The organism is Streptomyces nigra, from assembly GCF_003074055.1.
Classification (GTDB): Bacteria; Actinomycetota; Actinomycetes; order Streptomycetales; family Streptomycetaceae; genus Streptomyces; species Streptomyces nigra.
Window position 1 is genome coordinate 7,616,866 of the sequence record NZ_CP029043.1, and the last position, 24,164, is coordinate 7,641,029.

20 protein-coding genes, 1 tRNA gene and 6 pseudogenes are annotated in these 24,164 nt (G+C 68.8%); 16 read left to right on the forward strand and 11 right to left on the reverse strand.

The genetic code is table 11. The annotated features are described in order from the left end of the window. Positions 1 to 256 precede the first annotated feature (256 nt). Together DC008_RS35020 and DC008_RS35025 are read left to right on the forward strand one after the other, a co-directional pair. Entirely contained in the window at positions 257 to 508 is a 252-nt protein-coding gene (locus DC008_RS35020; protein WP_108710465.1) for a hypothetical protein, read from the forward strand. 154 nt (positions 509 to 662) lie between these two features. Then, positions 663 to 1,652: an ornithine cyclodeaminase family protein gene (locus tag DC008_RS35025; protein ID WP_108710466.1), complete on the forward strand. Its 990-nt coding sequence runs from the start codon at positions 663 to 665 to the stop codon at positions 1,650 to 1,652. A 601-nt stretch (positions 1,653 to 2,253) separates the two neighbouring features. Here the strand turns inward: DC008_RS35025 and DC008_RS35030 are convergent. Further along, a pseudogene (locus tag DC008_RS35030) lies at positions 2,254 to 2,604 on the reverse strand (sensor histidine kinase); the annotation flags it as partial. A gap of 234 nt (positions 2,605 to 2,838) precedes the next feature. On the opposite strand from DC008_RS35030, the gene DC008_RS35035 reads away from it, so the two are divergent. From DC008_RS35035 to DC008_RS35055, 4 genes are all read left to right on the forward strand, one after another. Continuing rightward, a complete protein-coding gene (locus DC008_RS35035; protein ID WP_108710467.1) occupies positions 2,839 to 3,237 on the forward strand; it encodes a DUF6223 family protein in 399 nt (132 codons plus the stop codon). 269 nt (positions 3,238 to 3,506) lie between these two features. Beyond that, on the forward strand, positions 3,507 to 4,256 hold the full coding sequence (locus tag DC008_RS35040; protein WP_108710468.1) for an arsenate reductase/protein-tyrosine-phosphatase family protein: 750 nt from the start codon (positions 3,507 to 3,509) through the stop codon (positions 4,254 to 4,256). After that, positions 4,253 to 4,630 (forward strand): VOC family protein, encoded by a 378-nt coding sequence (locus tag DC008_RS35045; RefSeq protein WP_108710469.1) that lies wholly within the window; start codon positions 4,253 to 4,255, stop codon positions 4,628 to 4,630. The genes DC008_RS35040 and DC008_RS35045 overlap by 4 nt, the downstream gene beginning before the upstream one ends. Positions 4,631 to 6,117: 1,487 nt before the next feature. After that, a complete protein-coding gene (locus DC008_RS35055) occupies positions 6,118 to 7,023 on the forward strand; it encodes an endonuclease/exonuclease/phosphatase family protein (protein WP_108711013.1) in 906 nt (301 codons plus the stop codon). Between the two features lie 290 nt (positions 7,024 to 7,313). Here DC008_RS35055 and DC008_RS36535 read toward each other — a convergent pair. Next, positions 7,314 to 7,658, reverse strand: a pseudogene (locus tag DC008_RS36535) (telomere-protecting terminal protein Tpg); the annotation flags it as partial. 3 nt (positions 7,659 to 7,661) lie between these two features. Continuing rightward, positions 7,662 to 8,111 (reverse strand): annotated as a pseudogene (locus tag DC008_RS35065) (telomere-associated protein Tap); the annotation flags it as partial. Positions 8,112 to 8,370: 259 nt separating this feature from the next. Here DC008_RS35065 and DC008_RS36540 point away from each other — a divergent pair. Further along, a complete protein-coding gene (locus tag DC008_RS36540; protein ID WP_208646074.1) occupies positions 8,371 to 8,577 on the forward strand; it encodes a hypothetical protein in 207 nt (68 codons plus the stop codon). Between the two features lie 218 nt (positions 8,578 to 8,795). Here the strand turns inward: DC008_RS36540 and DC008_RS35075 are convergent, their stop codons facing one another. Continuing rightward, positions 8,796 to 9,449 (reverse strand): class I SAM-dependent methyltransferase, encoded by a 654-nt coding sequence (locus DC008_RS35075; RefSeq protein WP_108710471.1) that lies wholly within the window; start codon positions 9,447 to 9,449, stop codon positions 8,796 to 8,798. Between the two features lie 75 nt (positions 9,450 to 9,524). Continuing rightward, a pseudogene (locus tag DC008_RS35080) lies at positions 9,525 to 9,875 on the reverse strand (hypothetical protein); the annotation flags it as partial. A gap of 396 nt (positions 9,876 to 10,271) precedes the next feature. Between DC008_RS35080 and DC008_RS35085 the strand changes: the two are divergent. The 5 genes from DC008_RS35085 (at position 10,272) to DC008_RS35105 (ending at position 14,008) form a co-directional block, all read left to right on the forward strand. Continuing rightward, complete coding sequence (locus DC008_RS35085; protein WP_108710472.1) at positions 10,272 to 10,559, forward strand: acyltransferase; 288 nt, start codon at positions 10,272 to 10,274, stop codon at positions 10,557 to 10,559. Continuing rightward, positions 10,556 to 12,160, forward strand: a complete 1,605-nt coding sequence (locus tag DC008_RS35090; protein WP_108710473.1) for a helix-turn-helix domain-containing protein — start codon at positions 10,556 to 10,558, stop codon at positions 12,158 to 12,160. The genes DC008_RS35085 and DC008_RS35090 overlap by 4 nt, the downstream gene beginning before the upstream one ends. Continuing rightward, positions 12,160 to 12,732, forward strand: a complete 573-nt coding sequence (locus tag DC008_RS35095) for a transcriptional regulator (RefSeq protein WP_108710474.1) — start codon at positions 12,160 to 12,162, stop codon at positions 12,730 to 12,732. Before DC008_RS35090 ends, DC008_RS35095 begins: the two co-directional genes overlap by 1 nt. 60 nt (positions 12,733 to 12,792) lie before the next feature. Further along, positions 12,793 to 12,866, forward strand: a tRNA-Met gene (locus DC008_RS35100). 512 nt (positions 12,867 to 13,378) lie between these two features. Beyond that, on the forward strand, positions 13,379 to 14,008 hold the full coding sequence (locus tag DC008_RS35105) for a hypothetical protein (RefSeq protein WP_123954059.1): 630 nt from the start codon (positions 13,379 to 13,381) through the stop codon (positions 14,006 to 14,008). Here the strand turns inward: DC008_RS35105 and DC008_RS35110 are convergent. From DC008_RS35110 to DC008_RS35120, 3 genes are all read right to left on the reverse strand, one after another. Continuing rightward, the gene (locus DC008_RS35110) at positions 14,005 to 15,117 is read right to left on the reverse strand and encodes a hypothetical protein (RefSeq protein ID WP_123954060.1); all 1,113 of its coding nucleotides are present in this window, start codon (positions 15,115 to 15,117) and stop codon (positions 14,005 to 14,007) included. The two genes, DC008_RS35105 and DC008_RS35110, sit on opposite strands and share 4 nt — an antisense overlap. Before the next feature lie 107 nt (positions 15,118 to 15,224). After that, entirely contained in the window at positions 15,225 to 16,334 is a 1,110-nt protein-coding gene (locus DC008_RS35115) for an ImmA/IrrE family metallo-endopeptidase (RefSeq protein ID WP_244221475.1), read from the reverse strand. Positions 16,335 to 16,552: 218 nt separating this feature from the next. After that, a complete protein-coding gene (locus DC008_RS35120; protein WP_108710478.1) occupies positions 16,553 to 17,101 on the reverse strand; it encodes a hypothetical protein in 549 nt (182 codons plus the stop codon). 515 nt (positions 17,102 to 17,616) lie between these two features. Between DC008_RS35120 and DC008_RS35125 the strand changes: the two genes are divergently transcribed. The 3 genes and pseudogenes from DC008_RS35125 to DC008_RS35135 all read left to right on the forward strand — a co-directional run bounded on the left by DC008_RS35125 (position 17,617) and on the right by DC008_RS35135 (position 20,571). Then, the gene (locus DC008_RS35125; protein ID WP_108710479.1) at positions 17,617 to 18,702 is read left to right on the forward strand and encodes a coiled-coil domain-containing protein; all 1,086 of its coding nucleotides are present in this window, start codon (positions 17,617 to 17,619) and stop codon (positions 18,700 to 18,702) included. 73 nt (positions 18,703 to 18,775) lie between these two features. Then, a pseudogene (locus DC008_RS36210) lies at positions 18,776 to 19,085 on the forward strand (hypothetical protein); the annotation flags it as partial. Between the two features lie 433 nt (positions 19,086 to 19,518). After that, complete coding sequence (locus tag DC008_RS35135; protein ID WP_164492422.1) at positions 19,519 to 20,571, forward strand: replication-relaxation family protein; 1,053 nt, start codon at positions 19,519 to 19,521, stop codon at positions 20,569 to 20,571. A 323-nt stretch (positions 20,572 to 20,894) separates the two neighbouring features. Here DC008_RS35135 and DC008_RS35140 read toward each other — a convergent pair. Together DC008_RS35140 and DC008_RS36215 are read right to left on the reverse strand one after the other, a co-directional pair. Further along, positions 20,895 to 21,586 (reverse strand): annotated as a pseudogene (locus tag DC008_RS35140) (restriction endonuclease). Positions 21,587 to 22,188: 602 nt separating this feature from the next. Further along, entirely contained in the window at positions 22,189 to 22,395 is a 207-nt protein-coding gene (locus tag DC008_RS36215) for a helicase associated domain-containing protein (protein ID WP_341867319.1), read from the reverse strand. 184 nt (positions 22,396 to 22,579) lie between these two features. Between DC008_RS36215 and DC008_RS35155 the strand changes: the two genes are divergently transcribed. Further along, a complete protein-coding gene (locus tag DC008_RS35155) occupies positions 22,580 to 23,383 on the forward strand; it encodes a class I SAM-dependent methyltransferase (protein ID WP_208646075.1) in 804 nt (267 codons plus the stop codon). A gap of 35 nt (positions 23,384 to 23,418) precedes the next feature. Here DC008_RS35155 and DC008_RS35325 read toward each other — a convergent pair whose 3' ends face one another. After that, positions 23,419 to 23,745: a hypothetical protein gene (locus DC008_RS35325; RefSeq protein ID WP_123954061.1), complete on the reverse strand. Its 327-nt coding sequence runs from the start codon at positions 23,743 to 23,745 to the stop codon at positions 23,419 to 23,421. Between the last annotated feature and the right edge of the window lie 419 nt (positions 23,746 to 24,164).

Here is a 24,164-nt window from a genome sequence, read left to right on the forward strand (position 1 = left end):
GGTGATCACGCGGGTGCGCAGGGCCTCGTAGGCGACGACTGCCCTTTCGAGGTCGGCGCGGTCCCGGCACGTGCCCCTGGCGGACCCGGCAGGCCCTCGCCGGGTCCGGGGACGGTCTGCCGCTGGGGGTTCTGGCTGGTGTGCAGCTGTACTCGACGGATGCCGACGGGCGGTCTGAGGGGCGCGCCACACCCTGAGCACGTCCCCTCCCTCCCCGGCGCTACGATCCGGTTGATCATCGCACCGGGGAGGGGACATGGCCGAGGGCCGGGAAAGGCGTCTGATCGTCGGGGACCGCTACACCTCCCGAAGCCGCCTACTGAGCCTGTGGAAGGGCGCGTTCATCTACGACGAGCTGGTCACCGGTGCCTGGCTGCGCTATTGCGGGGCAGGTGCCCGGACCCGCGTCGTCAGTGTCCATCTGGAACTGCCCTCCGACATCGTCACGCTCCACTCCCCGGCCGGTGACGTCTTCTTCCACCGGGCGAGCAAAGCCCTGGGCGCCTGACAGCAGCGTCCCATGTCGGCGTACGTCGCTCAGGCGCGTTCGGATGATCGTGTTCGGGAGGGACTGCGTGTCGTAGCGGGGGACGGAAGGCCTGGATCGACCCTTGGGCTGTGCGGTCGCGGGTTGGGCGACCGGTGTCAGGAGGCTGAAGCGCATGCTTGTTCTGGGCCGCTCACAGGTCGAGTCCCTGCTCGACATGGACGCGCTGATCGACGCCCTGGCCCCGGCGATGGCAGACCTCAGTGAGGGGCGCGCCTCGGTACCCGACCGCGTCGCCGCCCAGGTGCCAGCACACGATGGATTCCTGGCGGCCATGCCGGGCTTCCTGCCGTCGGCCGGGGTGCTCATGACCAAACTGGTGTCCCTCTTCCCGCACAACGACGGAGCACGACTGCCCACACATCAGGCGGTGATCGTGGCGTTCGATCCGGACACCGGCGAACCCGTTGCCGTACTGGACGGCACGGCCATCACCGCGGCGCGGACCGGCGCCTGCTCCGCGCTCTCGGCGAGGCTGCTGGCCCGTGAGGACGCGACGGTGCTGGCGGTGCTGGGCACCGGCGTGCAGGCCCGTTCCCACGCCCGCGCGATCTGCCGGGTCCGGCCGATCCGGCAGATCCGCGTGGCCGGCCGGGACCCGGCAAAAGCCGCCGCCCTGGCCGAGGAACTCTCAGGAGTGCTGGAGGCCGAGGTCCAGGCCGTGTCCGGCTACGCCGAGGCGCTCGACGGCGCGGACATCGCCGCCGCCACGACGCACGCTGTCGAACCCGTGATCCGCCGCCCCTGGCTGACACCCGGGGTGCACATCACGTCCGTGGGCTACAACCCGGCCGGCCGCGAGGTCGACGACGCCACGGTCGTAGAGGCGCTGATGTGTGTCGAATCGCGCCGAGCCGTGCTCGCCCCGCTCCCCGCGGGCAGCAACGACCTGCTCGCCCCGATCCGTGACGGCCTCATCACGGCCGAGCACGTGCACGCCGAGCTGGGCGAACTCATCGTCGGCGACAAGCCGGGGCGCACCGCGCCGGACCAGATCACCCTCTACAAGTCGGTAGGCGTGGCCGTGCAGGACGCCGCGGCGACGGCCCTGGTCGTCGCGTCGGCCCGCGAGCGGTCGATCGGCGAGGAGATCACGCTGCGGTGACGCCGCCGTCGGCGCGCGGGACATGGCGCCGGACGCGTTCGCCCGTACGCGGCGGCGCGCAAGCGCGTACGCCGACATCCCAGCCACCTGACCCCGCGGGAGGGTGTCCAGCGCCGGTTACGCGCCAGGCACCCCCGGCATTCCGGGCGTTGAGGGCCTCGCTGGTGGCTTACGCCTCCTGCCGAGTGCCGGGCCATGGTCCATCCAGCGGTCCGGAAGGGGCGTGACCAGACCACCCACCCCTTTCGGATCGCCCAGGCCGGCAGCGCCCAGCACAGTAGGGACGCCCCTCTTGGAGGACTTCAGCGGATTGTCCGTGATGGGGCTCCGTGGTCCTCAAGAGCACGCAATGGAGCAGTAGTTGAGGCCGGGTCCTATCCGGCCTTCATTCGCTTTCGTTGATCACCACCTGCGGTTGGTCATCGGCCAGGTCTCGCAGTGGGCCAGGCATCGTTACGGCACGTTCCAAGGCAGCGTCGGGATGGGGTCGCTGGCCGATCCGGACTCCCCATGGCGTGTGTTGTGTTCGGTGGTCGGGTGGGTCGGGGGTTTGTGCCGGGTCTGGGTGTGGTGGTTTCGGTCGTGCTCGACCTGCCTGTCCAGGCAGCACGACGAGTAACGACACCGATACCGCCAGCGTCACGGCACGGTGCCCGGCCCGCACCGCGCCGTACACCGCAATCAGGTAGGAGACAGCGAGAACCTCAAAACCCGCCGCCTCGTACCCCACCGCGCACACGCCGGTCACGGCCAGCACGGCAAGCGCAGCCCTGCGACGCGCGGCCAGCGCCAGACCGCCCACCGCCAGCAGCACAGCCGAACAGCCGAACAGCCCACGCTCCCCGCCCGGGTGCTGCCCGGACAACCCGGTGCCCAGCAGCAGTACCGCCACACTGACGGCGATCCCCCAGTTCATGGCACCGGCCGGGACACGAAAACGCCCTGTGCCCATGCGCGCACCCTAGCTGCACCCCGCTGCCGGCGGATCCGGCCTGCGGACGAGCGGCCGACTACCGCACCCGCGGTACCCGCCCGCCGCCTGCCATGCGCGCGGCAGTCGACTGCCCTGCCGGCGGCAGCGCGAAAAGACTGCCCCCGCCGGACGACCAGCCGTGCCACCGACCGGCACGCTCAAGGCACCACACAAAAACCGCGACAATCCCCACACATCAAGGAGGGGAACGCCATGAGCGCAGCACATGTCCTGGTGGCGGCCGCCGAGGGCGGAGTCATCGGCGACGGGCGCACGGGCGCCAACCCGGCCCTCTGGGTCGGACTGACCGGCGTGGCCATCGGCTGGCTTTTCCTGGCCCGCATCGCCGGCCGTATCAGCACCGGCAACGCCCGCACCGGCGCCCTGCCGGCCTTGGCGGTGGGCGTGGCCGGCGCGGCCCTGGCGGTGCTGCACCTGGCTACCTCCAGCGGCGGCCCCGGCACCGGCAACGGAATGGTGGGAGCCGTCGCGGCCATCCCTTTGGGGCTGATCGCCATGTTCCTCGGCCGGCGTGCTCTCACTCGCTCCCGGCACACCGGACAAGGCGCCGACCCCACTGGACACGAGCGCAAGCTCGGGCCCACTCCGTAAGCGACGCAGCACAACGGTCCGCCCGGACGTACGCCTTCGGGGCGGCACCCCGAAGGTGCAGGTGAGCGGTTCAGCCCGCCCGGCGGGCGCTGACGGCCCGGCGTATGCCATAGACGGCGAGGGAGGCGGGCGGGCAGGGCGAGGCCGGTTCGCGACGTGCGTGGGTCTTCCGGCAGCGAGCGCCGGGACTGGCGACCGCAAGACACATCAATTCCATTTGATGTATTTTTGTCTTTGTGAGGCCTGCGGATCCTGCCATCCCGGCATTCGTGCAGCTGGCCGCCCACCCGCTGCGGTGGAAGCTGCTGACCGAACTGGCCGCGAGCGACTTCCGCGTGCGTGAACTGGTGGAGCGGACCGGCCAGCCGCAGAACCTGATCTCCTACCACCTGCGGCTGCTGCGCGGCGGCGGGCTGGTCACCGCCCGCCGCAGCAGCCATGACGCCCGCGACAGCTACTACCACCTGGACCTGGAGCAGTGCGCCCACGCGTTCGCCCGCGCGGGTACCGCCCTGCACCCGGCACTGGGTCTCGCCCCCACCCCACCGCCGCCGCCCTGGCCGCGGCCGGTGAGGCGAGCCGCGGTGCTGTTCGCCTGCACCGGCAATAGCGCCCGCTCACCGATTGCCGAGGCGCTGCTGCGCCACCGCACCAACGGTCAGGTCGAGGTGACCAGCGCCGGCAGCCACCCCCGAGCCCGCATCCATCCCGACGCCGTACAGGTTCTGCGTGAGCAGCACGGCATCGACATCTCCGGTCAGCGTCCCCGACACCTGGACATCCTGAACGGCCGCCGGTTCGACTACGTGATCAGCCTGTGCGACAAGGTCCGCGAGGTCTGCCCGGACTTCACAGGCCACCCTCGGCTGGTCCACTGGAGCATCCCCGATCCCGCCGCTGCCGCCGGCCCGGGCCCAAACGGCCATCCCGCCTTCGCCCGCACGGCAGCGGAGATCGACACCCGCATCCGCCATCTGCTGCCCCTGCTCACCCCTGCGCCACAGGAGGTCCAGCCGTGACCAGCCCCGACCAGTTCGCCAGCGTCCGCTACCTCGTCGACGACGTCCAGACAGCCATCGACTTCTACACCACCCACCTGGGCTTCACCCTCCGCAGCCACCCCGCCCCGGCCTTCGCCGACGTCACACGCGGGCCGCTGCGCCTGCTGCTGTCCGGACCCGCCACCTCCGGCGCCCGCGCCACCCCCGGCGGCCTCGGTGCCGGCCGCAACCGCATCCACCTGACCGTCGACGACCTCGACACCGAGATCACCAGGCTGCGCAGCGCCGGACTCACCTTCCGCAGCGATGTGGTCTCAGGCCCCGGCGGACGGCAGATTCTGCTCACCGACCCCGCCGACAACCTCATCGAACTGTTCGAACCCGCCCGTTAGCGTGCTGTCCCCAGTGCTTCGCCGAGGGGGTGTGCCGCTGGAGCGCTGACCGTCCGGACCGGGCGCGGACGAGTAGCCCCGGGCCTCGGAGGATGGCGGAAGCAGCGTTCGACGACGTTGCGGTGTCGGTAGACGGTGCGGTCGTAGGACACGGTCATGGGCGGCTCCCGGGGGCCTCGCAGGCGGTCGTGGTGGGCACGAGCCGCCCTGAGCATCTCGAGTAGCGGCCGGCCGTTTCGAACAATTTGCAGGCTCGCGTGCGCTTCTTGTGCGGCTCTCTACGGTCGGGTCGCCGCGCGCCGCAACGCTCTGGACGAGGACATCGCGGCGCACCAAAAGACCGCGCATGCCCGAGCGGATCCTCGCCGGTTGTCGCTGCGTCGCGGCGCTGCTCCTCAGCTCGCTCCCGGATGCCGATTCCGAGCCGGGTCGAGTAGCTGGGTCGCCTTGAGGACGCCTTCGCCGCGGCGGTTGACCGGCTGGGATCAGGGATTCTTACTGGTCAGGACGGTTGGTGCGTGGGAGTGGTGTCAGAGGCGGTCGTCGGTGAGGAAGTAGGGGCCGTTGCTGATCTGCCTTCCTTCGCGTTCTGCGGTCTTGGCTACCTCGGTGATGGCTTGGGTCCGTTGTTCTTCGAAGACGCCGGGAGGGTCTTCTCGTAGACGGCAGGTCGTCGAGGAGGCGGAGCAGGATGGGTTCGGAGCGGTGGGCGTACAGGCCGCAGCAGCTCGGGTAGAACTGCGAGCGGTTGGGTTTCGCGGCGTGGGCGGTGACGCAGTCCACGGCGTCGAACTGGCGGATGCTGTCCAACAGTACGTCGTCAGTTCCGGGCTGCTCGGCGGAGCCGTAGGCGGAGTCGTCGGGGCAGTCCAAACGCAGCACGTCCAGGCGGTGTGCGACCGCTCTAGCGGCGTGGATGAGGGCCGCGGGGAGTGGTGTGTGGGGCCGTTGAGCAGGCCGGCGCGGGCGGCTTCGGTCAGCCCGTGGCGGATCCAGCTGACGGAGGCGGACGGCCGGTGCTCTTCCTCACCGATCCCGTCGCTTGTGACAGCTGTCGCGCTTCGGCTCAATGTGCCAAAGCGCGCTGGTTGTCACCAACGAGAGCGGCTGATCTGGCGTTCTGTGGCGGTGAGGCACGGCGGTTGTCACCGGATCAGCAGGCTGTTTGTCACCATCAGCGCAGGGAGCGAAGGGGTTGTCACCGGCCGGGTGCCGTTCCGATCTGGTGGGCTGCAGAAGCCGCGCCTGGTCGTATCGGCTTGGGCTCGCCGCCGTCGAGGTGGTGTCGGTGCGGTGCGGGTGGGGCTCCTCGGAACTGATTTACCTGGTGGCCCGTCTTGGGCAGCAGGGTCAAGCGATGGGAAGCCATGGTGGAGGGGAGAGGCGGCAGCAGCCCGGTGGACATGGCACCGATCCGGGCTGTGGGCTGCGGGCGGGAGCACGATACGAGATCCGCGGTGCCGGCCGGCCTGGCGAGGGGAGGGTGGGTGCCCGCCGTGCTCGCGGTGCTGATGGCCGGGCTTATGGCCTTCCACCGGGCGGTGCCCAACTCCGTGGGCCGCCTGGGCAGTCTGCTGGAATCGTTCCTTGCGTGGCTCGGCCTGGTGGTAGTGGTGCTGCTCGTTGTGGCCTTGCTGCGCCGTTCGGCAATCGCGCTGATGGCGCTGCTGCTGCCGGTGGCGGCCTGGACGCACCTTTTCGGCGGGTTGCTTCGGCCCGGTGCGGAGCCTGGCCCACACGACTTGGTGGTAGTGCAGCACAACGTCAGCGACGTGAACACCGACCCGGCGGGCACGGCCCGCGCCCTGGCTGATGCCGAGGCCGACCTCATCGCGTTGGAGGAACTGGTGCCCCCGGCGCTGGCGGTGTACGAGAAGACCTTCGCTGCAAATTACCCGTACCACGCCATCCAGGGCACCGTCGGACTCTGGTCGAAGCATCCGCTGACCGGTGCACGGCTGGTAGATATCAAACCCCGAGGAATCACAGAGACCTGGAGTCGCGGGCTGCGGACTGTGGCCCACACGCCGCACGGCGATATCGCGGTGTACGTCGCGCACCTGCCCTCGGTCCGCATCCGGGCGAGCGGCCTTGCCTCCTCCCGGCGCGACGAGAGCGCCGGCCTGTTGGGCAAGGCCATCGCCGCCGAGAAGCTGAAGACGGCCCTCCTGCTCGGCGATCTCAACGGCACTGTCGACGACCGTGGGCTGGCCCCGCTGACCTCACGGATGACCACAGCCGAGCAGGGCTTCGCGTTCAGCTTCCCCGCCGCCTTCCCCATGGCCCGCATCGACCAGGTCATGGCCCGCTCAGCGACCGTCGGCCACATCCGGACCCTGCCCGCTACCCGCAGCGACCACCTGCCGGTCATCGCTCGGATCACCCTGCGCTGAATTGATGGTCGCGGTGACAGTGAGCCTGCCGGTGTGACAGCTGTCGCGCTTCGGCTCACCTGCCAGGGGTCAGTAGTCGAGGTCGAGGTAGTCGATGTCGTTGAGGGTGACGTCGGAGAGTGTCATGGCGCGGTTTCCGTTGTCGTGGAAGTAGACGTCCTTGAAGCCTTCGGTGATGATCTGGCGCATCTGCTGGTCGCTGGCTCGAGCCTGGCGGGCGTCGAAATGGCGCTGCGCGTACGTGGGGGGAGGTGGACGGTGAGGCGGCGGAAGCGTCCGTCGTCGGTGGTGTCGACGGGTGCGGTGTAGCCGAACCGGGCCCTTGTCTCCACCGTGATCCCGGCTGTGGTGGCGGCCTGTTTTTGCCTGCGTTTGCGGCCTGTGGCTGCCAGCGGGCCCGTACGGCGGCGTCGATCCGTTCCTCGATCGCCTGGGGCGGGTGCTTGCGTTTGTCCTTGCGGTAGCGCTCCACCGACCGCTGGCTGACCCCGATTGACCCCGATCTCCTGGGCAATGGCTTTGGTCGTCTTGCACTGCTTCATCAGGAAGTTGATGCGCACCTGGAGTGTCTTGGGCGGCTGGTGGGTGAAGGCTTCCCGGTCGGCGCGTTCGATGGCGTCGTCGATCTCTCCCACCGGTTACTCTCCTTCGCCCAGGACGGCGTTGCCGCCCTTGATGTGGCGGGCCGGGTTGTAGCCCTGTTCCATCACGTCGACGGCCCACAGCATGGACTGGACGCCCTCGAGTTTGGCCAGGCCCGGGGTGGGCCCGAGGCGGAAGGCGCCGGGCTGGGGCTTGCCGGAGGCGGCGTAGGGCAGGAAGCCGAGCGGCGAGGGGCCAAGGCTGGGACAGACGACGCAGTCGGAGAGTACGGCGAGCGGGTACAGGCCCGTCATCTTCGCCATGTTGTTGAGCTTGCGGTGCATGTTGACCTGGGCCTTGGAGATGACGGCGGCGCGGTTGTCGGGCCGCCAGGTCGGACGTTCCAGGGCCGGCCACCGCTCGCCCTCCTTGTAGTGCTTGTCCTGCGGCCGTTCGCGGAGCTTGCCGATGCCGCCCTTGACGGTGGCCTTGATAGCGGCGAGAACGCCGCCATCGCTCTGGCGCTGGCAGCCCGCGACCTCAAAGAAGGACGCCGCATCACCCACCCCGACTTGGTGCTGTCATCACCTGGGGGCGATCTGCAGGGCTACGCCGCCTACGACCCCGCCGGCCGCGATCTACAGCCCCTGGTCGACACCCACGGCGCGGACGCCATCCTGGCCGCCGTGGCCCATCACACGCCCGAAGACCAGTGCGAGGTAATCGTCTCCACCGCGCACCAGGCCAGGCCGGGAATGGGCACAGATGAAGATCGCCGACGACTTCACCCCACCCTCCGACGGGCCGCCGGACGGTACGAGGCAGGCAACCGTCCGCCGGATCGACGACAAGGAGGCCTGCATGGCCTACGTAGCCGTCACCCGTACCCGGCGCCGCCTCGGCATGGGTGGCCTGTCCTGGATCAAGGAGCATCCGGAAGGAGTACCGGCCGGTTCTCAGCGTCCGTGGTGATGGCTGGGGTGGGTTCCTGGCTTCGGAGTCTCCGCGTGGAAGATGCATGGGGAGCTGCGGCACGGAATCGCAAGGGACGGGCGGCTGCCGCTGTCGGTGACGGCGCATGTGAGAAGCCCTCAATGGCAGCCCGCTGTCCACAGGAGGCCCCCAGCAGGCTTCTTGAGCTATGGACATCAGCTCGCCGGGTCCGGCTGGGGTTGCGCTGCAGGTGGCTGTCAGGTGCGGGCGCTCACGAGGAGAGTGCCGATGTAACCGTTCTTCGGGGCGTCCACGATCACGGCTGTGGCCGTGGTGAATCCGGCGCGGAGCAGGTGCCGCTCCCATACGGCGGGTTTGTAGCTGTAGCGGTAGGTGAACATCGCTCTATCTGCGAACCCGCCCTTGTACATGCCTTGAGGGCCGTAGGCGCCCGGAATGGCCGGCGGCTGAGAGAACACGAACTTCCCGCCAGGGCTGAGGCGTTCACGGACCAGCGGGAAGAGACGGGACGGGTCGGTGAACCAGGCCGCGCCGAAAATGGAGTACACGGCGTCGTAGTGCGCCTGGGCGGCGGCGAGCCAGTCGAGGACTTCGGCCTGTTCGATGCGGACGCCGAGCGGTGCCCACCGCTGGCCGGCCAGCTCCACCATGCGGGGCGAGAGGTCCACTCCGGTGGCCTTCACCCCCTGCTGGGCGAGGTGTGCCAGGGCTCGGCCGGTGCCGCAGCCGATCTCCAGCACCGAACCGGGTGCGCCCAGGAGTTCAGGGCCTGGGCCGTGGCCGGCGTACTGCGTCCAGCTAAACGACGGTTCGGCCGCGGCGTCGAACACGCTGGCGGCGTAGGTGTCCCACAGCTCGGTCTCGGCGGGGATGTCGTGGGGTACGGGCACGGCTGGTCCTCTGGTCGCGGGTACGAGGGAGCCCCTGCCCAAGGGGTGAGAGGGCAGGGGCAGACAGTAGCGGGGTCAGTGACTGTCGGGGACCTTGTTGTCGCACGGCGAGCAGTTCGCACCGTCGATCGCCCACAGTTCCTCATCGATGTCCCAGCCCTGGGGAGTGAGGAAGTCGCTGGTGCGCAGGCACAGGCCGTCGTTGCGACGCTCGATGAACGGGGCGTGGTGCTTGTAGCGGCCGCCGTTGCACAGGTGGCACAGACCCCACCAGACGGGTGTGTCGAGGATGAGCTAGTGGACGCCGATGTCGACGAGCTTGCCGACGCCGAGGTGGACGTCGGGGTTCTCGATGGAGCCCATCACATACATGACAGCGTTGCCGAGGATGCGTTCGGCCATGTCGCGGACCATGGTGCTCTCGCGCTGGCAACGCCTCCCTGTTCGCCGTGCTTTTGGGCGCTGGAGTGCGTACGGTGCGCCGCCGTTGCCGTGGGTGGCGGCCACCGCCCGGGCTCGGCGTTGCCGTGGGTGGCGGCCGCGGTCCGGCTCCGGCTGCGCCGGGCTCTGCGCGGCGGTGTCGTGGACCTTGTGTGCCCGTGGTGTCTGTCCGGTGGTGCGGTGGAGGAGGCGCGCCGGGTGAATCGGGAAGCCCGGCGTGCGGCCCGACGGCTTTCGCATGTTCCAGGCGGCATGGATCGCTGGCACCGCGCCCCGGAGAGCCTTCGGCTCCCGCCGAACGCTGAAAGCTTTTCTGCATTTTTGATAGTGAAAAGCTGATGTGGATGCGGGAGTTGCATGAAAATCGGGTAGGGTGGTGGCATGGGGTTGCGTTTGGAGGAGTCGCTGCGGCTGACGGTGGCCGCGTTGATGCAGGTAACGGGTGAATCGCAGCGGTCGGTGGCGGGGGTGCTGGGGCTGACGCAGACACAGGTGTCGCGCCGTCAGTCGGGCGCCGTCTCCTGGAGCTTGCGCGACGTCGACGTCCTGGCCGAGCACTACGGCATCGGCGTGCTGGATCTCCTGGCGGGTCCGACCAGAGCGTGCGAGGCGCTGCCCGCAGACCGGCGCCGTAGCGTGCGCACCGAAGTAAGGGGGACGGACCGGTGAGCGACTTCGACGCGATCGACTCGCTCCTTGACGCCGTCGGCCCGCAGGCCGAACTCCCGCCCTGCCACGTGCGCCGCGAGCTGCGCGAGCGGGCCCGGCTGTCCAAGGCACAGGTTGCACGCGCGCTCGGCGTGAGCCCCTCAACGCTGAGCGGATGGGAAAGCGGCCGGGACCCGGCCGGTGAGACCCGCACCAAGTACGCCTACCTGCTGGACGGTCTGAACGCCAAGCTCGCCACCGAGACCGCCACCGAGACCGCCACCGAGTCGGCCACCGAGACCGAGTCGGCGCCGGCTGCGCAGCAGCCCGTCACGTCAGGCACGGCCCCGACCGCCACCCCCTTGTCCTCACCCGACCTCCCACAGGACGAGGACGGGGACGGGGACGGGGAGGACGTGGAGCTGCTCGTCGCCCCCGAGCCTTGTGTGCTGTGCGGCCGTCCGGCCGGACAACGTGTGGCGGGGTTCGCTCAGCACCTGACCCCGGACGACTGCCGGCCCGCCGCCACCGGGGCCCCAGCTGCCCCGCCGGCCGGACAGCCCACCGCGCACACCCCGAAAGCGCCGCCGCGCACGACACGTCCGGCGTGTGCGACTGAGCGTTCCAAGGGCCCGGCCCGCCACGCGTTCCAGGAGCCGTCCGGGCCGGTCGACCTGATCCGTGAGGCCGTGCAGGGTGCGCTTGCCGAGCACCGGGGCGACGTCGACGCAGCCACAGCGGTGCTGGTGAAGCGGGCCATCCCCGACGCGATGCGACTGCTGGACGAGACCCGTAGAGGCGCCCGCTACGACGTGATCGCGCACCCCTGGATCCCCGACATCCTCAAGAAGCAGTCCGCGCGCGGCGCGGACCAGATCTGGGAAGCCCGCCCCAAGTGGACCCGTCACGAACTTCCGCCCGGCCGGCATCAGGTGACCGCGCTCGACATCAACGGCGCCTATCTCTCCGCCCTCAAGACGCACCTTCCCCTGGGCCAGCTCGAGCACTCCACCGGCCTCGCCCATGACCGCCGCCGCTCCGGAGTCCACCTGATCACCCCGCCCGAGTGGGAGCACGAGGCGGTGCTGCCCAACCCGATCGGCCAGCGGGACGAGCCCGGCCCGCTGTGGGTCACCGAGCCGACGCTCCGCCTCCTGCTGCGCCTGTCCGGCCCCAGGCACCAGCTGTGCGAGCCTCCTCAGATCCACGAGTCGTACACCTCCGGGGCCACGGAGAACCTGCTGGAGAAGTTCCGCATCGCCCTGAAGGACGCCCGCGACACGGCGATCGAGCAGGGCGACACGGTGACGCTGGAGTATGTGAAGGCGATGTACGCGAAGTTCGTCTCCACGATGGGGGAGTCGAACTACAACCGGGAGCTCTACCGTCCGGACTGGATGCACCTCATCCGCAGCCAGGCCTTCGCCAACCTGTGGCTCAAGGCGCTCAAGGCCCATGACGAGGGCCTGGCCGTCGTCCGGGCGATGGGCACCGACGAACTGCACGTCATCGGTGACTGGCGCCGTGTCTTCGCCGAAGGCCGAGCTGTTACCGAGGTCAAGGTCAAGGACACGTACACCGTCGGAACCGACGCCGCTGAGCACGAAGGCGAGGGGGAGTAGTGCCGCAGAGGAACATCGACTTCGGGAGGTTCGGCGCCCGGGGTATCAAGGGCAGCGACGCCGTCGCGCGCAAACTCGATGAACTCGCGGGCGGCATCGCCACCCCCGTGACCGTAAGGCGCGGCTGGATGGCGCGTCTGCACTATCTGACGAAGTCGACCCAGACCCTGAAGGCCGCCCGCGATGCCGGACTCACCGTGACCCACCGGACGCTGAAGGCCTGGCTGGAGGGCAAGCGCCGCCCCTCCAGGACCAGCCTGGAACGCATCGACCAGGCGTACCGGACGGTGCGCCGGCACAACGTCGCCCGCCATCTCCTCAGGCGCCTCAACCGCGACGGACGCGGCACCCGGGTGGAGATCCACCCGCTCAACCAGTCCCAGGTGCCGCGGCCGCTGCAGCGGGTGGTGGAGTACCGGACGATGAACGTGCGCCGCTGGGACCGCATCGTCGGCTCCTGGGCGGCCGGCGACCACCAGGGCCTCGACGCCGCGTGGCAGGACACGATCGTCGACCTCGGCTCGCAGTGGGGCCAGTACGAGTACGTCACCAACGTCGGCTTCGCCGCATAAAGCTCTGCGCCGGAACGTGGTCTTCGGCGCCTGCTGGATGGCGTACGGTGGGGACACCGACGCGGGGTGGAGCAGCTCGGTAGCTCGCTGGGCTCATAACCCAGAGGTCGCAGGTTCAAATCCTGTCCCCGCTACTGCCGAAGAAGCCCGGATCTAAACGATCCGGGCTCTCTCGCGTTCCCGGCACGAGCCCACGTCTGACTCCTGCCCGGCAGGAGGCGCGGGTCGTCCTTGCTACCTGATCGAGGTGATCGATCCAGGCCGTTCTTGCTGGACGCTCTGCGGCGGACAGAGGAGTCGTCGGTGACGGTGCTCGAATCGCATTGGCTGGCGTCTGCGCACAGTGCAGGGTTGCCGTGTGCGCGTCAGCGCTGGGATCTCGCAGCAGGTCCTGGTCTGCACAAGGCCGGTCTGCACCCTGTCACCGAGCCGCCGTGCGGTGCAGGACGTGCGCCGTGGTCCACCTGGCCATGCGGCATGCCGCCCGCAGGCCTGGTGTCCGGGGAACAGCGGTGGTTCTTGCGTCCGTGACATAGCACTGTGGCAGGGATTGGGCGCGTTTTTGGAACGTTTGGACGAGGCGGCTGTGCCCCATCGGGTGGGATAGTCGGGGCCGCCGGGTGCGGCTGAAGTCGGATGAGGCAGGGTGAACGGCATGGTGACCTTGGCCAGCCCGTCGGTGGGCACGTCGGTACGCGCAGCCTCTGCGGCCCTGCTGGATCCGGCCACGCTGTCTGTCTCGCTCCAGCTGATGGGCAGCCAGGCGCTGCTGTTCTACCGGCTTGACGAGGAAGAATGCGCACGCCGCGCCCGCGTCTCAGCGGCACGCCTCGACAGTCTTGATGCGCTGCAGACGCTTCTGGAGCTGCCCGTCGACGAGCCCGTTGCACTGGCGTCGCTGCCTGCACGGCTGCGTTCGGCGCTACGTCGGCTTCCGGCCGGTGCCGCCGACGTCGACCGCCGTGAGGTCACCCGTCGCGCGGTGCGGCCGCTCACCGTTGATCTCGCCGTGGTGCGGGCAAGCGCCGCGGGCTGGCGCGGGGGACTCGAGCAAGCCGGCCGTTTCGCCCCCTTCTGTCGGCGCGCCCTGCTGCTCGACAGCGCTCCACCGGCGCCCGAGGAGAAGCTGATGGAAGCCGCCTTCTACGGCATCGGCGTCCTGGTGGCCGACGGCGAGAGCGTGGACCTGCTGCTGGAACCCCGGCCCTACACGCCGCGCCGCCATACCCCCGCGGCATGGTGCTTCATCGAGGAGTTCCACCACCGCATCGGCTAGTCACCGCGCTTTGCGCCCGCCACCGGGCGTGCCGTGGAGGGGGCCTGCGGGCCGGCGGGGGCCTGTGCCCACTGCAGCAGCTGCTGGGGCACCTTGAAGGCGCTGAACCCGGGATGGTCGAGTTCAGCGTTGAGCACCGGGTAGCGGTCCACCGCGCGCCGACAGCGCTGCTGCCACCACGAGGGCCGCCCGGCCGGCTCGACGGCGTCCATGCTGCGCAGCCACTCCATCAGCACCGCCGCATTGTGGGCGGCCGCCGGCACCTGCCAGTGATTGCTGACGAAGGTGTCCAGGACGAGCCCGTCGCAGGCCGCGCACCGGCACACCGGCGCCAGGCCCGCGGCGAACCTCTTCGCCAGCGTCTCGCCGAGGAAGAAGTCCATCAGCTCCGGCAGCAGCACGGAGGGCGAGTTCGGACCGCCCGGGGACCGCTTGGCCGCCTGGCCAGGCGGGACGATGTGCCGCACGCTGCTGGTGGCGCCGAAAGCGGTGAACGCCGCCCCGTGGGCCAGAGCCCCGAACGCCGCGAGGTCGGCACGCAGCAGCGCGGTCCCGGGGACCTCCGCCAGCAGCCGCTTGAGGTTGCCCACCGCCTGGGAGAAGCCGGCCAGCGGGTCCATCTGCCCGCCGAGCATGACCGCTTTGGGGTTCGGTACGACATTGAGCCAGGCGATCAGCTGTCCGACCGCGTCGTCGCGCAGCCACGCCACGTCCACCGGCACACTGAAGAAGACGTGGGGGTCCTCGAGCTTGAGAACCTGGTGGACGGCGGCCTTGAGGGCGTCGGAGTCTTCCGCGTGCAGATATCCGGTGGGCGTCATGGCCGCCGTCGCGCCCGCACGGTGGCCCACCTGCTCCTCGATCGACAGCTGCAGCGGGTCGCCGAAGGCCAGCTGGCCTTGCGAGACGTCGGGAAATGGGTCGTCCTCGCTGGCCGCCGCCACGGTGTAGACGGCGGGATCCGCCAGCAGCGGTCCCGTGAACCCCTCCTCGCGCAGCCTGCGGACCTTCGCCGCCGCCCCGGCCCCGCTGACGACAAGCCCGCTGCGCACCAAATCGAGCTGCTCGCGGATATAACCGACGCGGCTCACTCCGGCCTGCAGCAGCATCCGACCCCGCAGCTGCCCGGGTACAGAGGGCGGTTGGGTGAGAGGAGGGTCGGGAGGCTCCGCGGGATCGGAACCGGCGTCCGGGCGCGGGGAGGGGAACGACTCAGTCATGGCCTCACCTTCGAAGCGGAATCCACCGCCGCGCCTTCGCGCGGGGCGTACAGCAGCTGGAAGTCCTCAGGCAGCAGCCGCGCACAGCGGGCCAGCTCTTTTTCGTTGATCCCCGCGTCCAGAGCAGAGCGGATCAGTCCGGGGACGTACCGGGGCCGCTCCTGGTCTATCTCGACCGGCTCGGCTGTGCGGTATCCCAGCGCGGACATCTCCACCAGCACGCTGCGGTACTGCCAGTCCGTGACGATGTTCAGGCTCCGTGCCCGGCGCAGCAGCGCGGCCATCGACACTTTCCACTCTCGCTTCAGCCGGGCCAGGAGTTCCAGGTCGACGCGAGGCGCGAAGGCGGAGCGGATGTCACGCGCGGGCATGAGGAACTCGGCAGCGAATTCGTCGGCCTGCCGCTCCTGCACGGCGCTGTCGCCGGGGGACCGGTGCAGGACCAGGTGCCCCAGCTCGTGCGCCAGGCTGAAGCGGTAGCGGTCTGCGGGCGCGTGGTCGTTGGCCAGGATGAGCGGCGGTTGTGTTCCGTCCCACTGGCTGACCGCGTCGAGCCGGTCGCTGCCCAGATCACGCGCGACTACCAGTGTTCCGGCCGCTTCCAGGGATGCCGTCATGTCAGCCGCCGGGCCCGGCGGCATGCTCCAGGCCTTGCGAACCTGCCGGGCTGCGTCCTTCGCCGTGGTCAGGGCGTCGAGTGCGACAGTGGGGATGGCCGCAGACCGCACACCGAGACCGGGCCGGCACGCGGCGATGCCCTGCAACTGAACCCGCGTCAGGGCGAGATGGGCATGCTGGTGCCGAAGGGCGGAGACGGTCAACGACGCACGCTTGCGGTGGTGGACGAGCCCCACGCCAACCCCGTCTACCTGCGGGTCCAGACACAGCAGATCCGGCGGATACCCCAGAGCCGCCGCGTACAGCTCCAGCCGCTCTCCCGAGACCGCCAGCCGGCCGCTCTCGGCGCGGCTCACATACCCCTGGGACACCGCCGCGTCACCGCCGGAGGCCTTCACCATCGCCTCAGCCACGTCGGCTTGCGTCATGCCGCGGAACTCCCGGACCACCGTCAGCATCCCCGGCTGTGCCGGACGTACGTCACTCACGTCGTATCACCTCAGATCAGACCTCAAAAGATTAGCTCCAAATATTCCACCACATAACGAAGTTGACAAAAATGACAGAACGTCAAGTGGAGCGGGCAGAGTGATGGTCGGGCGTCGGGCTCCGGTGTGCACCGAGGACTGCTCCCGGAACCCAGGGGGACTTGAGCTGCGCCGGCGCGTGGCTCGATCCGGGCAGGGACCACGCGCCGACTAGAGCTTCAGGCTGTGCGACGCTCAATTTCCTGCTGTACTGCCTCGATCGCGGTGCGAATCTCTACCAGCGCTGCACCCTGTTGCCGGGACAGGTCGAGCAGGTCCTCCAGGGTGATCTTCTTGCTTGTGAGCTTCTTGGTGAAGCAGTCGGGCAAGATCGTCTTTTGGTAGGAGTCGATGTGCGCGACGACTGAGCCGAAGGGCAGAGTGGGCGTACGTCGTTCCGCCTGCCTTACCCGGCTGCGCATCTCGTTGAGGGCGGCCAGGTCTACCTTCTGGGCTGGTACTCCCGCCAACTTGTCAAGAATTACGGCGATTTCATCAAGTAGGTCATAGTCCGGCTTGAGTCGAGTGGCCTCTTTGGCCTTCCGAAATCTCTGTACTTGCTCGACGGAGAAGTAGAGGCCCACCAGTAGGCCAAGCAGGGAGATGGCTGCGGCCCAGGTCCATGTACTGCTGAAGCCGCTCTCGTGTGGTGCGTTGCTGCCCATCATCACTCGGATGCATGGACGATACGCGTTCTTCACCAACTGGGAAGTCGCGCAGTGCATCATGAGTCGTCCTTGTAGAGAAGCGAGATGCTCCGACAGAGCGTCCAGGCACGGTGTCCTCTCGGAGCTGGTTGGTCGTTTCTCGCCGCGCCGCACAGTCGGCGCAGGGCCTGGCCCCGGACCCGGTTGGGTTCGGGGCCAGCGGCGTTCGAGTGCGACTTCCTCGTATGGCTGTGCTAGGGGTTCCAGGGGGTGGAGGAATCCCGAGTACGGGTGACGGAAGCCGCGCCTTCGCGGTTGTAGAGGGTCCCCTCAAGTCAAGGGCGCCTGATTGTTCAAACCAAATCCGAAAGTCATCTTTGCGGGAACGACGAACTTGAGGCTAAGTAAGCGCTTAGACGACCCCCGGATGATCGATCATCGGATTGTTCCGGAATTCATCGTTCAGGCTTCCGATGAAACGGGCCGTTGGTATTGAGCCGTCAAGCTGCGGGAGCCCAGTCGAAGATCAATTGGATTATTCGCGCGCTCTATCGAAACAATGGCGCCCCTGCCGAAGACCGCGACGAGGGGGCCGCATGGGGCGCAAGATGAAGGACCTGGAGGATGATGGCAGCCCTCTGGTGTTGTTCACGATCAAGCTGCGCAAGCTCCGCGAGGACGCGGGCAACCCCACCCTGGAACAACTCAAGGACAAGTCGGGGTACGAGCAGCCTCGTTTATCGGAGTTGTTCAACGCCAAGAAGATCCCCACCGAGGACATCGTCCGAGACGTCGTCACCGCTCTGGATGGCGACGCCGACCAATGGCTCGAGCGGCTAGAACGACTGCGCGCCGACGAACAAAAGTTCCGGGCAGCTGTCGACCTGAGCGCAGAATCCCCGGCGGCTCAAATTGCCCGCCTGCAGGAGGAGAACAAACGGTTGCGGGAGCTCCTTGAGCGGCCCGCCACGGTCGTTGCACAGGCAGTCACTGCACAGGAACTTGCAAACCAGAGAATCCAGGCGGCACTCAAACTCGAACACCGTGCGCGAGACTTGCTCAGCAAGGCTCAGGAGGAGTACCAGCTCCTGCACGAGCGGATCCCAGAGATCGAGACTCAGGCCGCAGCCATCGTCGCGGACGGGGCCAACACTGCGTTCCATCTTGAGCTGCAGGGACGCACACGACACTCGCAGATAGTCGACGAAGCACACCGCCGCGCCGGCGTCATCATGAAAACCGCTGAACGCGAGGCACGCGACATGCTGCAGAGGGCGGAAGACCGAGCCAAAGAACATCGCGCCAACTCATACGCCTCGATCAACAAGGTCCTCAAGAACGTCGACCGGCTTCGAGCTGAGGCTGAGCAGGACCGTCACCAGGCATCAGCCCGGTGTGCCAGCCTGGAGATGCGCGCCAAGATCGAAATCGAGCGACTCGTGCGCCAAGCCCAGCAGCAACTGGAGAGAGTTGGAAGCCTCGCGCAGGCGCAGGATCTGGAGCTCCTTCTGCTGGACTTCAATATCAGTGGAAGCCACACCTCGACGCGAGGTCGTCATGCCCGTCGTAGCAGTTCCGGTGTACCGGTACTGCCGGCCAAGGCGCAGTCCGCGGCCGACCTGATCGTGCAGCCACCACGTCCGGACTGGAAAGGGTGGGCTCTTCCACAGCAGGGGCAGTGATCGTGCGGCGCAGGCAAGCCCAAGGCGCCTTGGGCAGACCACGTTGTCGGGTGGCGGCTGCAAGGCTTGTCGGATGAATGGCGATGAGCAGCTGCTGAACGGTCGGGTCTGCGGTGCGGAGCACGACGACGCGAACCCCGGTCCACTCCCGTACCGGTCCGCTCCCGTACCGGACCTATGCCGAACTGGTCGGCGGGCCGCTGGACGGCTTGCTGCTGGACATCCAGGGGTGGCGGACCGATGCAGTCGACGACGGCGTAGCCCTGCCCACTGAGCTGTCACGGTGGCCCGGCGGCCGCGCCCCGTACGACCCGCGCCCTGGCGAGCCCCGCGCGCAGGGCCCCGGCATCAGTTGCCGCTTCTACTACTCCGGCGACGCACCCTGCCCCCCGGGCCCGACCACGGAGCCAGCCCCCCCGATCACAGGCCCGATCACGCCTGGTCAGTAGATGGGTTGGAGTGGTTTGCCCTACAGATCGCCCTACAGTGCCCCCTACACTCTCCCCTACAGTGATCAAGTGTTCGGGTTGGAGTATCCGTGCAGCTCAGCGTACAGATCCAGGCCTGACCAGCGCTTCGACAACCACCTTTACTCCCACTGTTGTCAGTGAGGGGTGGTGGAGTTGGTCGTCTCGGGGCTGCTGGTGGGCCCAGGTGCCCGCCCCGGCCCTGAGCGGCTCCGGTGCCGCATGCGCCGGGCAGGCGCAGCCCGTCGCGTGGCCCGCGGCGGGGACGAAGAGACGGAGAGCGGCAGGGGATCGGGTGGGCGGGACGCGGCGGTGGCCGTACGGGTCGACGGCGCGGGTGCGTGCTCTGGTGCTGCTGGCGCTGGGGGTGGTGAAGGTGGCCACGGCAGCCCAGCTGCGTGCTCTCGTGCTGCCGGGGACGGTGGATGCGCAGACGGTGCGCAACGCGTGCAAGGACCTCAAGGGTGCGGGGCTGGTGGAGTCGGTCGGATCGACCAGCCGCCCGGGCAAGGCCGGGCAGCCGGTGACCGAGCAGCTGTGGAACCTCACCACCGCCGGCCTTGCGGCGGCGGCGACCGAGCTGGATCGTCCCGTCCGTGAGATGGGCGGTACTGCGCGGGACGCGGCGAAGGCGGGCGCCGCGCACGCGCTGAAGGTGACGGACACGATCGACGCGTTCCGCCAGTCCGAGCCGCTGCCCACCAAGCGGGTTGCCCGTACGCAGCAGCCCGGCGCCGCGGCCGCCGTTCCCGCGCAGCCGGCGGCGGGGACGCGCCCGCCGGGGCTGGGCAAGCTGCGGGGCTGGATGACCGAGGTCGCGCTGCCCGTGGTGGGCACGTTCACCGCGCCCGGTCGGGGGAGCCTGCGTGCCGATGCTGTTCTGACCGCGCCCGAGGACGGCGTGCCGGTGCTGTTCGTGGAGGTCGACAACCACACCGAGCCGCCGGCCGCCGTCGCCGACAAGATCGCCCGCTACCGGAAGTTCTTCCAGCGCTCGGCGAAGGACCACCTCGGCCGGGACGTGCCGCTGTGGTCGACGCTGTGGGAGGACTCCGGCCTCGGAGGCTTCCCTTCCGTCGCGCTCGTGTTCACCAAGCCGGTCGGCCCACGCGTCATGCAGGAACGCATCGGGGAAGTCGGCCGACTGTCACAGGAACACTGGCAGGGCCGCTGGCACACCGACTACACCAGCCCCGGAAGGCAAGCGCGACGGCTACCGCGACTACGGCGCCGTGCCCGTGCTCGCCACCACCCTGGCCCTGCTCGCCGACAAGGGACCGCGCGGGCCGGTGTGATGGCGCTACGGCCACAGTGCGGTCGAGACCCTGGAGCAGGCCCTCGACACCCCCGACGACCACCGCGCCTACCGCCGACGCGACGACCAGCGCCGCGCCGCCCGTAAGGCAGCCGATGAAGCCCGCCAGGCCCAGCGGGAGGAGGAGCGCCGCGTACGGGAGGCATCGAAGTGGCCGTGCCCCCGAGGCCGGTCTGGTGCCGGGCAGCGGTGAGTGCGGAGTGTGCCGCAGCCGCCGCGCGCGTCTTGCGCAGGAGGTAGAGGAGCAGGCGGAGGCCGAGTCTGAGGCCCTTGCGTGCGCGTCGGCGTGAGGGCGCGTTCGGGTGGCTTCGCAAGTGAAAGGGCCCGGGAATGAGGGAACCCGGCAAATTTGCCGGGTTCCGCTTGACTTCGGGCCCTTCACGACTGCCCATAGCGGGCGAAGTTCGCTTTCAGCTCAGTGATGTGGGTCGGCGCGGGGGCGGACTGCCCGCAGAAGCTCCCACAGAGGACGCGAGCTGGCCGCCCACACACCGAGCGTCTCGCGGTCCACTATGTGCAGCCGCTGCTGCCTCGCGAAAGCCACTGCAGGTGCCGTCACTCGCCCGTTCGTCACGATCACAGCGACGTCCGCGCCGTGCACCTGACGCGCCGTGCCGTTGAGCACTTGGAGATCAGGGGTCCCCACTGCCGATCCTCGGACTCCGTTGCGGCGGTGCTTGCACTGGATGACCCAGCGGCGGCCGTAAGGGTCGGTGGCCTTCACGTCCGCGCCCAGGTCCCCGCCACCGCCGACGCGGACGGCATTGCGGCATCCATCGCGGTACATCAGGTCCCGTATGGCGTCCTCGAACCGTGAGTGGTGCAGCCCGTCCAGCTGTGCAAGCCCGTACCGCAGGGTCTGCGCTCGCGCGGCATCCCAACGTGCCCGCTGCTGACGCTGGTGCCCCCATGCGAAGCCTGCCAGGGAGGCGAGGAACGCGGCGATGACGAGGACCCACCAGTGGGTCACAAGCCAGTCGACCACCACTATGAACAGCCCGATCGCGATCGCGGCAGCCGCCAGGACGCCGAACAGGTCTGCCTCTGCCTGTTTCCTGCTGCGCCGGCGTGGTCGACGCGCAGGGGATCGCCGCGGCGTCATCGGTCACCGTCCGAGCGCTCCCACGGGATCGGGTACGAGACCGTAGGCTGCGGCCGATGCTTCACCGTGGTCGTGTTCTCGAACTTGACCGGATAGCGAACCGTGGACTGCGGCCGCGGAGCCGACCCCCCTCCGCTCGCACCCCCACCGCCGCCGCCCATCCCCACGACCGCTAACGCGATGACGGCTAAGACCGTCAGCTCCCGCCTTGCGCCCGGAGCCCATCGCGAATGACCGCGAACCGGCGTCCCGTCAGAGCGCACGTAATCCCGTACCCAAGGCAACGGTTGCCTCCCCCTCGTGATGAATCCCCCGCAACGGCCCCATAGTTGCAGCCAGCACTGACAACGGGTCAGCTCACCACTGCACGGGGTGATCAATCCAGGTCGGAACAGGCCAGCTCAAACCCGCGCGCAGCTCGCGAGGGGGCGCCGAGTTGTCAACAAACGAGGCCCGGCCGCCAGCGACAGCAGAGCCCGTCCTCAATCCCCGAAGGGATGGCTGCCGGCCAGCGTCCGGTACCTCGCGCACTCGTGGGCATCGTCCGTTGCCCGTACGGGCCTTGTGCTGCGCCAGGGCCGCGGCGCCCCGCTCGAAGGCGCTCAGAGGCGCCGTGAACGGCTTTGCGGGCTCCGCCGGCTCCGGGGGGGCAGTGGCACGATGCCGAGCTGCTCCAGGCGCCCACGCTGCCCGTCTGTCAGGGCCTGCAAGGCCTCGGTCTTGCGCTGCCAGGCCAGCCACTTGCCGATGCCCATGCCGTAGACGGTGAACCCGGGCAGTACCTCCGCCTGGCCCTCTTCGTCGGCCACCAGTTCCCGAAGCGCGACGTAGTGCCGCTGCCACTCCGCCGGCCACTCCGGGTTCCGAAATCCGGTGGAGTCTCAGCGGCTGGAAGTGGTTGGGTCCAGCCCCAGGCTTCGCTGACACGGCCAACACAGTGCAAGGCACAAGGTCCGAATCGCAGGCGCGGTCTAGCCCGCGTGTCGTCGAGTGATGGAGGTTATCGCAGTGGCTGGTTATGGGGCGCTTTCCGACGTATACGAGTGGCTGATCGGGGACGACAGGTTGACCCCCGATAAGGCAGCCGCGGTGTACTACAGCGATGTCGTGGGCTCTTTGCCGTCCAATGCGCACGTCCTCGACTGCGCGTGTGGAACCGGCCAGCTCGCCGTCGGTCTCGCGGGTCTCGGCCTTGACGTCGTCGCCGCAGACGCCAGCAGCGGGATGGTTCGCCGGACTGAGAAGGCCGCCGACGAGCAGGGTGTCTCTCTGCGAGCTCTCCGCGCGAGCTGGGACGAGCTGTGCGACCACCTGGAGGACTCCACGTTCGATCTGGTGTTCTGCGTCGGCAATTCGCTCGGGCACGCCGAGGGCGCAGCCGGGCGCCTGACCGCGCTGGAAGCGATGTCGCGGCTGCTGAATCCGGGCGGACGCCTCGTGCTCCACTCACGTAACTGGGAGCTCGTGCGCTCCGCCGGCTCACGGGTAGATGTCCGTGATCGGCTCATCCGCCGCAACGACCGCGATGCGGTCGTCAGCTACTACTGGCGGATCGAACAGCGCTGGGAGCAGGAACACTTCCTCGAGATCGTGGTCGCCCAGATCGAGCCGGACGGGACAGTGCGAGCCTGCTCGGAGCGGTTGTCCATCTGGCCCTACCGGTACGAGGACCTCGTGGCGCAGTTGCGGAGCGTCGGGCTCACGGTGCAGTCCACCACCTTCGACCCCGAGAGCGATGGATACCTGGTGGTCGCCAGCCGCGACCAGGCGCGAGGCACGTCAGAGCCGGCACCCTGATCCGCCTTTCGTCGTTGTCGACCTGCCTGGCTTGGTCAGGGTGAGCGGCTCGGAGGGGCGGGATCAGCGGGTGGCGGTGGTGGACTGTCGTGCTGGGCGAGTCCGCGGGCCACCTCGCCCAGCACGGCCGCGTAGTGCTCTGGGGGCAGTACCGCCGCCACGTCCACGATCTGCTGTCTTCGCGCATCCACGTTGTCTGTCTCCTTGCCCTTGGCCCGGTAGGCCAGGACTTGAGACGTCAGCACGACAAGGACAACGGTGAGGACGCAGAGGACGACAGCCCAGGCAGGAACACCGACCATTTTGGTCGTGATACCGATACCGATGCCGGTGACGGCAAGGGATGAAGACGAGATGTTCATGAGTGGCCAGACTCCTTGACGACTGTGGCGGATCAGGACACGGTGCGCTGTCACCCCTTGGGTTGCGCGTGGCGGCAGGGACAGCAGTTGAGGACAGACTTTCTGTGGCTGGAGCACTGTCGCGGACCGCTGGGCTAGCTACGCAACGTCCAATGACGGCCGCCTTCGAACGAGGGCGAGGACATGCGGTTACGAGCTGAGTACGAGAGAGGCTCGGACCGCAGCGGTCCGAGCCTCTCGTCCAACAGAGTTATGGCGTAATCCCGGCTGAATGTGACGCCGGGAAGCCGACTATCACCAGCGCATTCCCAACGCGTTGAGGACTTGGCGTCGCTCCGGGCTGAGCTTGTCCGCACGCCGGCGGGCGTTGGAGATGAACGACCCCAGCCCGAGCTGCTCTCCCTCGACTTCCTCGCGGT

What these genes read in the sequence shown, in the direction of transcription:
- DC008_RS35020 (WP_108710465.1), top strand. Translation starts at nt 257, where the DNA reads ATGGCCGAGGGCCGGGAAAGGCGTCTGATCGTCGGGGACCGCTACACC.
- DC008_RS35085 (WP_108710472.1), top strand. Translation starts at nt 10,272, where the DNA reads ATGGGGTTGCGTTTGGAGGAGTCGCTGCGGCTGACGGTGGCCGCGTTG.
- DC008_RS36540 (WP_208646074.1), top strand. Translation starts at nt 8,371, where the DNA reads ATGAAGATCGCCGACGACTTCACCCCACCCTCCGACGGGCCGCCGGAC.
- DC008_RS35035 (WP_108710467.1), top strand. Translation starts at nt 2,839, where the DNA reads ATGAGCGCAGCACATGTCCTGGTGGCGGCCGCCGAGGGCGGAGTCATC.
- DC008_RS35125 (WP_108710479.1), top strand. Translation starts at nt 17,617, where the DNA reads ATGGGGCGCAAGATGAAGGACCTGGAGGATGATGGCAGCCCTCTGGTG.
- DC008_RS35325 (WP_123954061.1), bottom strand. Translation starts at nt 23,745, where the DNA reads ATGAACATCTCGTCTTCATCCCTTGCCGTCACCGGCATCGGTATCGGT.
- DC008_RS35155 (WP_208646075.1), top strand. Translation starts at nt 22,580, where the DNA reads ATGGAGGTTATCGCAGTGGCTGGTTATGGGGCGCTTTCCGACGTATAC.
- DC008_RS35120 (WP_108710478.1), bottom strand. Translation starts at nt 17,101, where the DNA reads ATGATGCACTGCGCGACTTCCCAGTTGGTGAAGAACGCGTATCGTCCA.
- DC008_RS35025 (WP_108710466.1), top strand. Translation starts at nt 663, where the DNA reads ATGCTTGTTCTGGGCCGCTCACAGGTCGAGTCCCTGCTCGACATGGAC.
- DC008_RS35110 (WP_123954060.1), bottom strand. Translation starts at nt 15,117, where the DNA reads ATGCTGCTGCAGGCCGGAGTGAGCCGCGTCGGTTATATCCGCGAGCAG.